Consider the following 13,488-nt stretch of genomic DNA (forward strand, 5'->3'; position numbering starts at 1 on the left):
CTCTAGCTCTTGACCGTCTATCTGCAATATAACGACTTAAAGTAGCCACAAAAAATAGACTCGGGAAATTGATCATGAATAAAACAATGGTGTTAGTCACCGGTGGACTGGGCTTTATCGGTAGTCATACCTGTATTCAGATGATAGAACAAGGAATACAGCCTGTTATTTTAGATAATCTCTGTAATTCTAATCTGGAAGTTTTATCCCGCATTGAAACAATTACTGGCATCAGACCGATTTTTTATCAAGGTGATATCCGAGATAAAGCCTTAATTGATTCCATTTTTGCAGCTCATTCCATTGCCTCAGTCATTCATTTTGCTGGTTTAAAAGCTGTCGGTGAATCAGTAAGTAAACCTATTGAATATTATGATAATAATGTTAATGGTACGCTGGTTTTAGTACAGAGTATGCAGCAGGCCGGGATCAAAAGTTTAATCTTTAGCTCCTCTGCTACCGTATATGGTGATCCAGAAGAAGTTCCATTAACTGAAAATTCTAAAGTTGGCGGGACCACCAATCCATACGGTACCAGTAAATATATGGTGGAACGAATTTTATCCGACCTACATATTGCTGAACAAGATTGGTCCATTACATTGTTACGCTACTTCAACCCAGTGGGAGCACATGCCTCTGGGTTGATGGGGGAAGACCCAAGCGGTATTCCTAATAATTTGACGCCGTATATCGCACAAGTTGCTGTAGGTCGCCGCGAAAAACTAACTGTTTTTGGTGCTGATTATCCGACAATTGATGGAACAGGTGTGCGTGATTATATCCATGTTATGGATTTAGCTGATGGCCATATTGCGGCGCTTAATAAAGTCAGCCAACAATCTGGACTGCATATTTATAACTTAGGTACCGGCAAAGGCACTAGCGTATTAGAAATGATCGCAGCGTTTGAGAAAGCGGCAGGTAAACCAATTCCATATCAACTGGCTGATCGTCGCCCGGGAGATATTGCCGAATGTTGGTCAAGCCCAGAAAAAGCATTGAACGATCTTGGTTGGAAAGCCAAATACTCGATTCAAGATATGGCTGATGATACTTGGCGTTGGCAACATAAGAATCCAAACGGCTATAACCCTCAATAATATAGCCAGTTATTATTCTCATTACCAAAATATCCCGTTAAAACCTAATTTAATGGGATATTTTTTATCGAATTTAATCAATGCAGCATAGCAACTTTCAGCGTAAAATCACCTTATTGTCGAACTCTAATTGATACGCAGGGTTTATCTCTGCCAGAAAATCTATGCTACATATCGTACTTTTCGAACCTGAAATTCCACCCAATACCGGAAATATTATTCGTCTTTGTGCTAATACTGGGTTTAGTTTGCACTTAATCCACCCATTAGGTTTTACATGGGATGATAAACGCTTACGCCGGGCTGGGCTTGATTATAGTGAATTTGCTGATATACATCACCATCATGATTATCAAGCATTTCTAACCAGTGAAGGACTCAGCTCAGACAATGCTCAATCGTCTTCTGGGGCACGTATTTTTGCACTTACAACGAAAGGTAAACCAAGCCACAGTAATGTGAATTATCGCGATGGGGATTACTTAATGTTTGGTCCAGAAACTCGCGGCTTGCCTCCTGATGTTTTAGATAACATGCCAATTGAACAAAAAATACGTATTCCTATGTTAGCCGATAGTCGCAGTATGAACTTATCTAATTCTGTTGCCGTGGTAGTATTTGAGGCATGGCGCCAGCTCGGTTATCCCGGAGCCATGCTGAGAGATTAACTGTAAAATTTATAGGTTTAGGCTTTATTTGTAACAATATGATTTATTGAATTAAATTCAGTATAAAAAAAGGCGCGGTATGTATCATTACACCGAGCCTTTTCATCAAAGATGACTGTTAGTGAATCAAAAACTAAATTCCATCACCATATTCAAAACCATAAATCATACCGTTAAAGTTTTGATCCATATCGAAAGATGGCTTATCACTATTTGGTTTACCCACAATACGCGCCGGAACACCTGCTACGGTGGTATGGGGAGGGACAGGATGTAATACGACTGAGCCCGCACCAATTTTAGCCCCTCGCCCAATCTCAATATTACCCAGTATTTTTGCGCCGGCGCCAATCATCACTCCTTCACGGACCTTAGGATGACGATCACCACAGGTTTTTCCTGTTCCACCTAATGTCACTGATTGTAAAATCGACACATCATTTTCAACAATAGCGGTCTCACCAATCACAATCCCGGTTGCATGATCCAACATAATGCCACAACCAATACGTGCTGCGGGGTGAATATCTACGCTAAAAGAGACTGAGATTTGATTTTGTAAATAGATAGCCAGCGCTTTACGCCCTTCGTTCCATAACCAGTGACCAATACGATAAGCTTGTAGCGCATGGAAACCTTTTAGATAAAGAAATGGCGTTGAATATTGATCCACTGCGGGATCACGTAGGCGTACTGCAGATAAATCCATCGCGGCGGATATAATCATTTGCTCATCATGTTGATAAGCATCTTCAATAATTTCACGCACCGCGATAGCAGGCATGATAGGTGTGCTCAGCTTATTGGCTAACATATAGCTTAACGCATTACCGAGATTTTCATGTTTTAGCAGTGTCGCATGAAAAAAGCTGGCCAACATAGGCTCACAATCAGCAAGAGCTTTGCCTTCTTCTCTAATATGCGCCCATACTCTTTCCAGCTCTTCTCGCGACATAATATTTACCTGCTTAATAACCTGTTGGTGCTATTTTTGCTATAATATCTCAGTTATAACTGACTGATATTATTCCGGCTTTTGCATAAAATGCATATCAGCAATTTCATCTTTAGTTGCTCTACCGAGTAATGACTTAGCTGCTTCTAGGACATTTTTATGACAATACAGTATCTGATACAACTGTTCTGTAATTGGCATCTCGACACCAACACGCTCGGCTAATGCTTTGACTTCTTTAGTATTACGATAACCTTCAACCACTTGGCCAATATCTGCTTCAGCATCTTCAACACCGATACCTTTGCCTAACATCATACCGAAACGACGATTACGTGATTGATTATCCGTACAAGTTAACACTAAATCCCCAAGCCCCGCCATGCCCATAAAGGTCGAGGGATCAGCCCCCAATGCGGCACCTAAACGACTCATTTCCGCTAAGCCTCGCGTAATTAATGCCGTACGGGCATTTGCGCCAAATCCCATACCATCAGAAATTCCTGCGCCAATAGCGATAACATTTTTGACTGCTCCGCCCAATTGCACACCGATAATGTCAGGATTTTTATAAACACGGAAACTTTTACCACAATGGAATAATTGCTGTAATTGCTCCCCAAATTCGGGATCAGTGGCCGCCACCGATATTGCTGTGGGTAATCCTGCGGCTAGTTCTTTCGCAAATGTTGGCCCTGATAATACAGCCAGTGGAATTTCATTGCCTAATACTTCACGAGCCACATCTTGTAACAGACGACCAGTATCACGTTCTAAACCTTTAGTGGCCCAAATAACTCGAGAATTCGACTGTAAAAAGGGTTTTATTTGTGTCAGTACATCACCAAAAACATGGCTTGGTACAACAATAAGAAGATTGTGACTGGCTTGAACTGCTTGTTTTAAATCAGTTTCAAGGGATAAATTATCAGGGAAGGAAACGCCAGGCAAAAAAGCCTGATTGCTCCTATCTTGTTGCAAGCGAGTAATATGAGCCGGGTCATGGCCCCATAATACGACTTGATGGCCATTACGCGCTAAAGTAATGGCTAAAGCGGTGCCGTACGAGCCGGCACCGACTACTGTCATTGAAGCAGTATTCATTAGTTTTCCTGTGGAACTTCACCTGTCTGCGCTTGAGCTTCCTGCTGTTGCAAGTAGTTCATAAATAGCGCATCAAAGTTAACGGGTGCCAGATTTAGTTGTGGGAAAGTACCACGGCTAACTTGGCTAGTCACACATTCGCGAGCATATGGGAACAGGATATTCGGGCAATAAGCCCCTAAGCAATGAGCTAATTGTGTTCCTTCAATACCTTCAACGGAGAAAATACCTGCTTGCTGTACTTCACACAGAAAACCGGTTTCTTCACCCAGATTTGCCGTAACAGTTACACGCAGAACAACTTCATAAACACTATCCGCTAACAGAGTAGAAGAGGTATCTAGATCCAATTTAATTTCTGGTTGCCACTCTTTCTGGAAAATATGTGGAGCATTGGGTACTTCAAATGAAACATCTTTAGTATAAATACGCTGGATCTGAAATGCCATTTCTGGATTATTTTGTTCTGACATAATAATTATTACCTTTTAACTTAACGTCCATATGAGTTTTGAGAATATCTACTCTACAATTCAAGAGGTAAGCTACTGATATAATCTCGCTATATTCACTATATCCGATCTATCCGCCGACAACTCAAAATGTAATAGAGACAAATTATTTCTTACCGCGAGCCAATGGTAAGTTGTCACCAGTCCAGCCCGAGATGCCATCTTTTAGAATGAAAATCTGTTCAAAACCATGCTGAATCAATTGTTCTGCTGGCTTATTACCATCCATACCGGTTGCGGAAGCAATAATCACTGGTTTTTGCTTATATTTATCCAATTCACCTAAATTATTATCTTTAATTTCAGAAGGTGTTAGATTAATCGAATCAATGATATGCCCTTTGCGGAAATCTTCGCGCGAACGCAGGTCTACCACAACAGCCTCTTGTTTGTTGATTAACTGAACCGCCTGACCACTAGTAATTACTTTTGATTTAGAGAACATTCCCTTAAAAGTTATTACAATCACGGCGACAAGCAACGCTACCCAAACTAGGCTCAATACCATATGTTGGCTAATAAATTGCATGATTTCTTGCATCATGGAGGGCAATCACTCCCGTTGGTTAAAATAGATATCAAAGGCTTCAGAGTATACCTTTGTGTCGGCTTAATTACAGCCAGTTAGCGCAAACTGTCGGTGTTTTTTTGCAAAATAGTCCGCATAAATAATACAAAACAGGTTAAAATGCACAAAATTTTACCAGCAACGCTCTATTTATTGCTCGATTACCACGAAAATAATTTTTATTCTAGGATACTGGGTAACCAAGTAATCCATAGCTCAGAATAATCTCAATCTATTCATTTTCACAATTAATTACAGTATAGCAATAAATAAAAACCTAGGTATTTCATAGTGATAGGTATATTCCTGTCGGCTAAAAAAGACATTCATCCTAGCTTAATAAAGTAAATCAGTGATAATGTTATAATATCGCTTAATTCAATGAGATAAAGTAACATTAAGCGCGATTCGCTGGCTTCCAAAATTACAATTAAGACGCCAAATGACGGCAATCTTTTATACTCAATGAGATCATCAGCCTCATGTTCATTCAAGGTGATAAATAAGAATGGCCACTAAAAAATTTCACCGGATGCCATTTATCCGCTCCTCCCTTATGTCGGTAGTGCTGGCCAGCAGTCTATTGTCTTTATCCGCCCCTTTGAGCTTCGCGGCAAATCAAATGGGTGAAAATAAAGATCAATTACAAAATCTACTGCAAAATATTGCGGCTAAAGAAAAGAGTGTCAAAGAACAGCAAACTAAACGGGCAAATCTACTCCAGCAATTACAACAGCAAGAGCAGAGTATTTCTGCAGCTAGTCGCAGTTTGCACGGGTTACAAAATCAATTAGAGCGATTAAATAAAGAAATAAATGGCTTAAATTCCAGTATCAAACGATTACAACAACAAAAATCAGCACATGAAAAATTATTAGCACAGCAACTCGATGCCGCCTTCCGACAAGGCAGACATCAAGGACTTGAGCTATTATTTAAAGGTGAAGAAGGCGCCAGAGAAGAGCGAGTTTTGGCTTATTACAATTATCTCAACCAAGCGCGAGAAAAAACAATTATTGAGCTACAAAATACCAGTGATGAACTCAAGCAGCAAAAGTTACTCGAGCAACAGAAACATGCTGAACAGAAAAAAGCATTAGCTAAACAACAACAAGAAAAACGTAAACTGGATAATGCACAATTAGCACGTAAGCAAACGTTAGTCGCTCTCGAAAGTGCTCTGAAAGAAGATCAAAAAAATCTGTTGGTGATGAAGCAAAATGAAAGTCGTCTGCGCGATAAAATCGCCCGTGCAGAACGTGAAGCCAAAGCGCGAGCAGAAAGAGAAGCCAAAGAAGCGGCTCGTATTCGTGCTCAAGTTGCTGAAAAAGAACGTAAAGCCCAAAAAACAGGTTCAAGTTATAAGCCAAATGAAAGCGAACGTTCATTAATGGCTCGTACCGGAGGCCTTGGACGACCGGCAGGACAAGCAATATGGCCTGTTCGTGGACAAGCCTTACATAACTACGGTGATGCTATTTCTGGCGAATTACGCTGGAAAGGGATGGTGATTGGTGCCAATGAAGGAACCCAAGTTAAAGCGATTGCCGATGGCCGGGTTCTGTTAGCAGATTGGCTTCAAGGCTATGGCCTAGTCGTTGTTATTGAGCATGGTAAAGGCGATATGAGCCTCTATGGCTACAACCAAAGCGCTTTAGTAAATGTCGGGCAAGAGGTACGCGCAGGTCAGCCAATTGCGTTAGTTGGAAGCAGTGGAGGGCAAGAAAAACCCGCACTCTATTTTGAAATTCGACGCCAAGGAAAAACCGTTAATCCTCGACCTTGGCTTGGGAGATAAAGATGTTTATATGCCGGCCTCACAAACTAGTTACTGTCGTTATGCTATTTATAATTAGTTTTTCGGCCAGTGCAGCACGATTAGCCATCGTTATTGATGACTTTGGCTATCGAGTAAAAGAAGATAATCAAATCTTAGCATTACCCATTGGGGTCTCTATTGCTATATTGCCTGATTCCCCACATGGACAACAAATTGCGCAAAAAGCCTATCAACAAGGACGTGAAATATTAATTCACATGCCGATGAAGCCGCTCAGCAAGCAACCGCTCGAAAAGAATACCCTTGCGCCATCAATGAGTAGTGATGAAGTTAATCGCATTATCCGCAAAGCCATCAGTCAAGTGCCTCACGCTAAAGGGATGAACAATCATATGGGCAGTGAAATGACTTCTAGCCTTCCCGGTATGATTAATGTAATGCGAGCGTTATCACACTATAACCTCTATTTTTTAGACAGTGTTACGATAGGTAATACCCAAGCGGGTAAAGCCGCTAGTCAGTTTGCTGTCCCTAATGTACGTCGTAATATTTTTCTCGATAATACCCAATCAGAGGCAGAAACTAATGCTCAATTAAATAAAGCGATTGCTTATGCTCGCAAGCATGGCAGTGCGATAGCGATTGGCCACCCTCATCCATCGACAGTCAGAGCGCTACAGAAACAATTACCTCAATTACCAGCAGATATAGAGCTCGTGGCTGTCAGCGCATTATTTACACCGGGGATAACTCACCATATTATTCCCGAGAAAAAAGTAGATTTATCGACAAAAAACCAACCGCCTACAGAGAAAACAACCCAGAAACCGATGGAAAAAATCCAGCATCAGCTTAAGCAATGTGCGGTCTCTATCGATTCAGAAACAAGACAAGGTATTGATTTTTTAATGTTTATTACTGAGGCTATTTATCAAGATCCTCAATTACAGCCATTATTAAAAGATCATAATCCCCCTCTATTTAACGTAACATCCAAAAATAAATAATCCATGCCAGTCAAGCATAGCCAGATAATGATGTCTGGCTATTTTATTTTAGCACCAAGAATCGCCCAACCAACTATCATGCAACTACGCGGTTAATCCTATTAGTAGTGCTGTCGCCAAAGCGGTTAAATGTTATGATAAGCCACAATATAGAATTAAATTATCTCCATTATACTTCCTGTAATCGGGTAATTTCATGCTTACTCCCCCGATAGTAACTTGAAGTGTTTAGGATAAAATCGTTAACTCATTTGAGGTATTCCCAATGATTATTGTCACCGGCGGCGCTGGATTTATTGGCAGCAACATTATAAAAGCACTAAATGATGAAGGCCGTACCGATATTTTGGTCGTTGATAACCTAAAAGATGGCACTAAATTTGCCAACTTAGTCGATTTAGATATTGGCGATTACGTCGATAAAGAAGATTTTATCGCGAGCATTATCGCAGGCGATGACTTTGGTGATGTTGAAGCCGTTTTCCATCAAGGTGCTTGCTCTTCCACCACTGAGTGGGACGGTAAATATATGATGGATAATAACTATCAATATTCAAAAGAGTTATTACATTATTGCTTAGATAGAGAAATACCTTTTCTGTATGCCTCATCAGCCGCAACCTACGGCGGACGCAGCGATAATTTTATCGAGCAACGCCAATACGAACAGCCATTAAATGTTTATGGCTACTCTAAATTTTTATTCGACCAATATGTACGTGAAATATTGCCAGAAGCCAATTCACCGGTGTGTGGTTTCCGCTATTTTAATGTATATGGTCCAAGAGAAAGCCACAAAGGCAGTATGGCTAGTGTCGCTTTCCATTTAAATACGCAAATTAATCAAGGCCAAAATCCAAAATTATTCGAAGGCAGTGAACAATTCCAACGCGACTTTATCTATGTTGGAGATGTAGCCGCTGTTAATTTGTGGTGTTGGAAACATAAAATCTCAGGAATTTATAATTGCGGAACCGGTCGCGCTGAATCTTTCCAAGCCGTCGCGGATGCTGTAATTGCTTATCATCAAGATAAAGAACTATCTATTGAACACATTGATTTCCCAGAGAAACTTAAAGGCCGTTATCAAAGTTTTACTCAAGCAGATTTAACCAATCTAAGAGCAACAGGCTATGACGCACCATTTAAAACGGTCGCGGAAGGCGTTGCTGAATATATGGCTTGGTTAAATAAATAAGGTAATTAATTAATATTTTATGAAAATATTGGTGATCGGACCCTCTTGGGTGGGAGATATGATGATGTCTCAAAGCCTTTATCGCAGCTTAAAGGCTTTACACCCACACGCAGAAATCGATGTGATGGCACCAGCATGGTGTCGACCTTTACTCGCAAAAATGCCCGAAGTTCGTCAGGCAATTTCGATGCCACTGGGTCACGGAACATTAGGAATTGGTGAACGTCGCCGTTTGGGGATTGAGCTGCGTGCAGAGCAGTACGATCACGCTTATATTTTACCTAACTCATTTAAATCCGCGCTGGTTCCTTGGTTTGCAAATATTCCCCGCCGAACAGGTTGGCGAGGCGAAATGCGCTATGGATTATTAAATGATCTGCGTATTTTAGACAAAAATGCATTTCCGCTAATGGTTCAACGCTATATCGCGTTAGCGTATCCCGCAGACCAAATAACCTCAGCGGCCTGTTTGCCACAACCGTTGTTATGGCCAAAGCTACAGGTTACTGAAGACGAAGTTACTAAAACTCGTGAGAACTTCGGTCTTTCTGAACAACGCCCCATTATTGGATTTTGTCCTGGCGCCGAATTTGGCCCAGCCAAACGTTGGCCTCATTACCATTATGCCAATCTAGCGCAAACTTTAATCACAGAAAAAGGTTATCAAATATTACTATTTGGTTCAGACAAAGATGCCCCCGTTGGCGACGATATACGTCAATCTCTCTCGGATGATGCGCAACAGTATTGTTATAATCTGGCAGGTAAAACCTCACTAGAACAAGCCGTTAATCTTATCGCTGGCTGTAATGCGGTGATCAGTAATGATTCAGGACTGATGCATATTGCGGCCGCACTCGATAGACCACTGGTTGCACTTTATGGCCCAAGTAGTCCTGATTTTACCCCACCATTATCTAATAAAGCGCAGGTAATCCGGCTCATTACTGGTTACCATAAAGTACGTAAAGGGGACGGGGACAGCGGTTATCATCAAAGCTTAATCGATATCAAACCCGAACTGGTGCTAAACGCACTGAATAAATTATCCGTAGGACAAGCCGATTAATGCGCGTTTTATTAGTCAAAACCTCATCTATGGGTGACGTTTTACATACACTACCAGCACTGACCGATGCGCAGCAGCAACTGCCTAATATTCGTTTTGATTGGGTAGTCGAAGAAGGTTTTGCGCAAATTCCTAGTTGGCATCAAGCGGTTGATCAGGTGATCCCCGTCGCTATACGCCGTTGGCGTAAAAACTGGTTTTCTGCACCGATACGGGCAGAACGGGCCGAATTCCGTCATTTACTACAACAACAGAACTATGCCGCCGTTATTGATGCGCAAGGATTATTGAAAAGTGCATTCTTAGTCACTCGTTTAGCGCATGGACCTAAACATGGTTATGATGGCAAAAGTGTGCGTGAGCCACTCGCCAGTTTATTCTATGATTATCGTCATCACGTTAATAAACAACAACATGCAGTAGAGCGCATTCGCCAATTGTTTGCCCTAAGTTTAGGCTATCCATTACCTGAAATAAAAGGTGATTATAGTATCGCCAAGCATTTTTTATCACCAAAAATAGAATACCCAGAAACTGATTATTTAATTTTTCTACATGCAACGACCCGCGATGATAAACATTGGTCAGAAGATAACTGGCGGGAACTTATCTCGTTAATGGCACCCAGCGGATTAAAAATTAAATTACCTTGGGGAGCTGAGCATGAATATCAGCGCGCATTGAGGCTGGCTAAAGGGTTTCCTTTTGTCGAAGTGTTACCGAAATTAACCCTCGCAGAAGTCGCCCAACAAATAGCTAATGCTAAAGCAGTAGTCTCTGTCGATACTGGTCTCAGCCATCTAACGGCCGCACTGGATAAACCCAATATCACCTTATTTGGCCCTACGGATCCAGGTTTAATCGGTGGATATGGAAAAGCGCAATATTCATTAAAAGCGCCCGATAATAAAATAAATTCAATAACAGCCAATCAAGTATTTACTGAGTTAATATCTCATATCTAAGAAATATAATGAATATAATAAAAATTGAATTTATTTAATAAGGATAATTTTTTAATATTTAACAATATTAGATGATTTTATATAATTAAGAGCTACTATAGAGAATATGGATTATACAATGAATAACTCAATTACTATTGTTACTGCTTTCTTCGATATAGGAAGAAGTAATTGGAATGCAGAGAATGGCCATTCAAATAGACTAGAGAGAAATACTGACACATATTTTTCTTATTTCAATAAATTAGCAGAACTAGATAATGAAATAATTATTTTCACCTCAGATGATCTAAAAGAAAAAGTTCTTAGTTGAAGAAAAGGAAAACCAACAACAGTTATCACCATTGATATATATAAGAAATTCAAACACTTATTAAATAGAATATCCAAAATACAAAACAGCGACGAATTCAAAAAACTAATAAAACCCGAGCAATTAAAAAATCCTGAATACTGGTCTGCAGAATATGTACTAATTAATAATTTAAAAACTTACTTTGTTAATAAGGCAATAAATTTAAAATTAACTCATAATGAATTAATTGCATGGATTGATTTTGGATACATTAGAAAAGACAAAACAATTTATGGAATAAAAAACTGGTATCATCCGTTTAATCCAGAGAAAATACATTTATTCTCAATAAGAGATAATTTTAAATTAGAAGATATGGACACTGTTTTATCTAGAGTTATTAATAATGAAACATTTATTATTGGTGGTGTACTGGTTAGTTCAAAAAATAAATGGGCTGAATTTCATGAAGTTGTAACAAAAACACAAAAACAATTATTAAATATAAATATTATTGATGACGACCAAGGTGTTTTTTTAATGTGTACTAATCAAAAGCCCAATTTAGTCCAAATCCATTATCTAGGTCATATGGAATGGTTTCGAGTATTTAAATTATTTCATAGAGGATCAAACATTAGCTACCTTAAATGGTTAAAAATCATTTTGAGATTAAATAAACCTCAAAATGATTAAGTTAATATATTAGTTTTATTTTATATTAATAAAATTATTTCTAATATTATTTTTTTGTCGCAACGGAGTCTGGTGCAATAAAGCCAAAGCACATCGTTTTTATCGGAGCGTTAGGATCAGAGCGATACATAACATCTTCTTTTTCAATCGAAAATTGCGGCCAGAATTTTTGTACTCGAGAAAAATTCTCATGTTCGCAATCATCATATTTATTACCTAATAATAACGCACCATGCTGACGAATTTCTGCTTCAGTAATATCACGATTATAAATATTCGGCGGCATATGGTCTTCAAGCGTCCAAGGCTGAATAACATGGGGATGATCAGAAGCATATATAATAAACCACTGATATAAGTTATCTTCTCCTCCAACGTATTTTAATGGCTGACCATATTTATCGTGCCAACGTTGTTGACCTTCTGCAGTTAACGTTTTAATCCCTATGAATTTTTGCCCCGCCCCACGAACATTGGCAATCATCACCACACAGTACCCAACAAAGACTAAGACCCCAATAATAGCTAAGCTAATTAATGGACGGCGTAATGATTTTTGAGGATATTGAATGATAGAACCCACCAATAACGGCGCGCAAACCATCATAAATGGCTGTAACCATTCGGTGATCCTTCCTCCATCATGGAAAGAAAACCAGCCATAAATTATTGCCAAGGGAAACAGAACAATAAAATTAACTAAACGGTTAGGTTGTTGTTTAGGCCAGCCAAATCGTCCGCCGGCGAAATACAGAATAATTGCGGCAATAATTAAAGGATAAAATACCGACAGAGCAGCTTGAGTGGTATGAAGATTAAATCCCGGAGCTATCTGTGAATCGACCCATTTAAAAGCAGAGAAATCAGTGGCCATTAACCAGAAAAAATTAGGTAAAACTAATGCAAACCACAAGACAAGCGCGACATAAAAAATTGGCTGTCGGTAACTTTGACGCACTGATTTCACAAATAAGGTTAATAAAAAAACCGAGCCAACTAAGGCTAATGTCGAATATTTCCCCATCGTTGCCAGTGCAGAGCACAGAGAAAATAATAACCACCATGCTGGGTTATCATAGACGGCACGTATAAAGGCATAAATAATCCATGCCCAAAAAGTGACTAAAATATAATTATCATTGTACGGAATAATATCGAAATTTATTATTCCAGAAAGATTCAGGATTAATAATGCAAACCAAGCTAAATCTTTTCGCTGGGTCAGGCGATAAGATAAATGCCAAACCCCAAGCATGCCGATAGCAATACCGAAGAAATGAATAAAATACCAATAAAAATCAAAAGGAAGTGAGAGATGAATGGCTGGCCACATCACAAAACCTACGAACCACGGGTTTTTAGGAGAGCCCCATTCACCATTAATTCCCCAATTAACCGCTTCAACAGCATCATAGGGAACGGTAGGATCGAGATAATAGCTTCCAAGCGTCCAGAGAATGGCATAAGCCATCACCCATAAATACAGGAAACCATTTGAATTCTGCTTATTCAATTCAGGCATATTTTTTACTATATATTTAAAGGATTAATGTGACTAATGCCTTTAT

12 protein-coding genes and 1 pseudogene are annotated in these 13,488 nt (G+C 39.5%); 8 read left to right on the forward strand and 5 right to left on the reverse strand.

The window, feature by feature from the left end; translation table 11 throughout:
- The first annotated feature begins 74 nt into the window (after positions 1-74).
- Together galE and trmL are read left to right on the forward strand one after the other, a co-directional pair.
- Positions 75-1,103 carry a UDP-glucose 4-epimerase GalE gene (gene galE, locus MNY66_RS15465; RefSeq protein ID WP_047255839.1) on the forward strand — a complete coding sequence of 343 codons (1,029 nt, stop codon included), beginning with the start codon at positions 75-77 and terminating at the stop codon, positions 1,101-1,103.
- A 164-nt stretch (positions 1,104-1,267) separates the two neighbouring features.
- Positions 1,268-1,771, forward strand: coding sequence for a tRNA (uridine(34)/cytosine(34)/5-carboxymethylaminomethyluridine(34)-2'-O)-methyltransferase TrmL (gene trmL, locus MNY66_RS15470; RefSeq protein WP_047255840.1), 504 nt, complete (start codon positions 1,268-1,270; stop codon positions 1,769-1,771).
- A gap of 133 nt (positions 1,772-1,904) precedes the next feature.
- Here the strand turns inward: trmL and cysE are convergent, their stop codons facing one another.
- From cysE to MNY66_RS15490, 4 genes are all read right to left on the reverse strand, one after another.
- Positions 1,905-2,726 (reverse strand): serine O-acetyltransferase, encoded by an 822-nt coding sequence (gene cysE / locus MNY66_RS15475; protein WP_047255841.1) that lies wholly within the window; start codon positions 2,724-2,726, stop codon positions 1,905-1,907.
- 69 nt (positions 2,727-2,795) lie between these two features.
- Positions 2,796-3,830 carry an NAD(P)H-dependent glycerol-3-phosphate dehydrogenase gene (gene gpsA / locus MNY66_RS15480; RefSeq protein ID WP_047255842.1) on the reverse strand — a complete coding sequence of 345 codons (1,035 nt, stop codon included), beginning with the start codon at positions 3,828-3,830 and terminating at the stop codon, positions 2,796-2,798.
- A complete protein-coding gene (secB, locus tag MNY66_RS15485) occupies positions 3,830-4,303 on the reverse strand; it encodes a protein-export chaperone SecB (RefSeq protein WP_047255843.1) in 474 nt (157 codons plus the stop codon). The genes gpsA and secB overlap by 1 nt, the downstream gene beginning before the upstream one ends.
- 145 nt (positions 4,304-4,448) lie before the next feature.
- Entirely contained in the window at positions 4,449-4,886 is a 438-nt protein-coding gene (locus MNY66_RS15490) for a rhodanese-like domain-containing protein (protein ID WP_047255844.1), read from the reverse strand.
- Positions 4,887-5,466: 580 nt separating this feature from the next.
- Here MNY66_RS15490 and envC point away from each other — a divergent pair.
- From envC to yibB, 6 genes and pseudogenes are all read left to right on the forward strand, one after another.
- Positions 5,467-6,708, forward strand: coding sequence for a murein hydrolase activator EnvC (envC, locus tag MNY66_RS15495; RefSeq protein ID WP_241501894.1), 1,242 nt, complete (start codon positions 5,467-5,469; stop codon positions 6,706-6,708).
- A gap of 41 nt (positions 6,709-6,749) precedes the next feature.
- On the forward strand, positions 6,750-7,697 hold the full coding sequence (locus tag MNY66_RS15500) for a divergent polysaccharide deacetylase family protein (RefSeq protein WP_414738780.1): 948 nt from the start codon (positions 6,750-6,752) through the stop codon (positions 7,695-7,697).
- Between the two features lie 265 nt (positions 7,698-7,962).
- Positions 7,963-8,895 (forward strand): ADP-glyceromanno-heptose 6-epimerase, encoded by a 933-nt coding sequence (rfaD, locus tag MNY66_RS15505; protein ID WP_047255847.1) that lies wholly within the window; start codon positions 7,963-7,965, stop codon positions 8,893-8,895.
- A 19-nt stretch (positions 8,896-8,914) separates the two neighbouring features.
- The gene (rfaF, locus tag MNY66_RS15510) at positions 8,915-9,964 is read left to right on the forward strand and encodes an ADP-heptose--LPS heptosyltransferase RfaF (RefSeq protein WP_241501168.1); all 1,050 of its coding nucleotides are present in this window, start codon (positions 8,915-8,917) and stop codon (positions 9,962-9,964) included.
- Positions 9,964-10,929, forward strand: coding sequence for a lipopolysaccharide heptosyltransferase RfaC (gene rfaC, locus MNY66_RS15515; protein WP_241501169.1), 966 nt, complete (start codon positions 9,964-9,966; stop codon positions 10,927-10,929). The genes rfaF and rfaC overlap by 1 nt, the downstream gene beginning before the upstream one ends.
- A gap of 118 nt (positions 10,930-11,047) precedes the next feature.
- Positions 11,048-11,920 (forward strand): annotated as a pseudogene (gene yibB / locus MNY66_RS15520) (protein YibB).
- Positions 11,921-11,966: 46 nt separating this feature from the next.
- On the opposite strand, the gene MNY66_RS15525 reads toward yibB, so the two are convergent.
- Positions 11,967-13,442: an ArnT family glycosyltransferase gene (locus tag MNY66_RS15525; protein ID WP_047255851.1), complete on the reverse strand. Its 1,476-nt coding sequence runs from the start codon at positions 13,440-13,442 to the stop codon at positions 11,967-11,969.
- Between the last annotated feature and the right edge of the window lie 46 nt (positions 13,443-13,488).

This window comes from Moellerella wisconsensis (assembly GCF_022592395.1).
GTDB lineage: Bacteria > Pseudomonadota > Gammaproteobacteria > Enterobacterales > Enterobacteriaceae > Moellerella > Moellerella wisconsensis.

Excerpts from the sequence above, each read along its gene's own strand:
- galE (WP_047255839.1), top strand. The coding sequence starts at position 75 with ATGAATAAAACAATGGTGTTAGTCACCGGTGGACTGGGCTTTATCGGT.
- trmL (WP_047255840.1), top strand. The coding sequence starts at position 1,268 with ATGCTACATATCGTACTTTTCGAACCTGAAATTCCACCCAATACCGGA.
- cysE (WP_047255841.1), bottom strand. The coding sequence starts at position 2,726 with ATGTCGCGAGAAGAGCTGGAAAGAGTATGGGCGCATATTAGAGAAGAA.
- gpsA (WP_047255842.1), bottom strand. The coding sequence starts at position 3,830 with ATGAATACTGCTTCAATGACAGTAGTCGGTGCCGGCTCGTACGGCACC.
- secB (WP_047255843.1), bottom strand. The coding sequence starts at position 4,303 with ATGTCAGAACAAAATAATCCAGAAATGGCATTTCAGATCCAGCGTATT.
- MNY66_RS15490 (WP_047255844.1), bottom strand. The coding sequence starts at position 4,886 with ATGATGCAAGAAATCATGCAATTTATTAGCCAACATATGGTATTGAGC.
- envC (WP_241501894.1), top strand. The coding sequence starts at position 5,467 with ATGTCGGTAGTGCTGGCCAGCAGTCTATTGTCTTTATCCGCCCCTTTG.
- MNY66_RS15500 (WP_414738780.1), top strand. The coding sequence starts at position 6,750 with ATGCTATTTATAATTAGTTTTTCGGCCAGTGCAGCACGATTAGCCATC.
- rfaD (WP_047255847.1), top strand. The coding sequence starts at position 7,963 with ATGATTATTGTCACCGGCGGCGCTGGATTTATTGGCAGCAACATTATA.
- rfaF (WP_241501168.1), top strand. The coding sequence starts at position 8,915 with ATGAAAATATTGGTGATCGGACCCTCTTGGGTGGGAGATATGATGATG.
- rfaC (WP_241501169.1), top strand. The coding sequence starts at position 9,964 with ATGCGCGTTTTATTAGTCAAAACCTCATCTATGGGTGACGTTTTACAT.
- MNY66_RS15525 (WP_047255851.1), bottom strand. The coding sequence starts at position 13,442 with ATGCCTGAATTGAATAAGCAGAATTCAAATGGTTTCCTGTATTTATGG.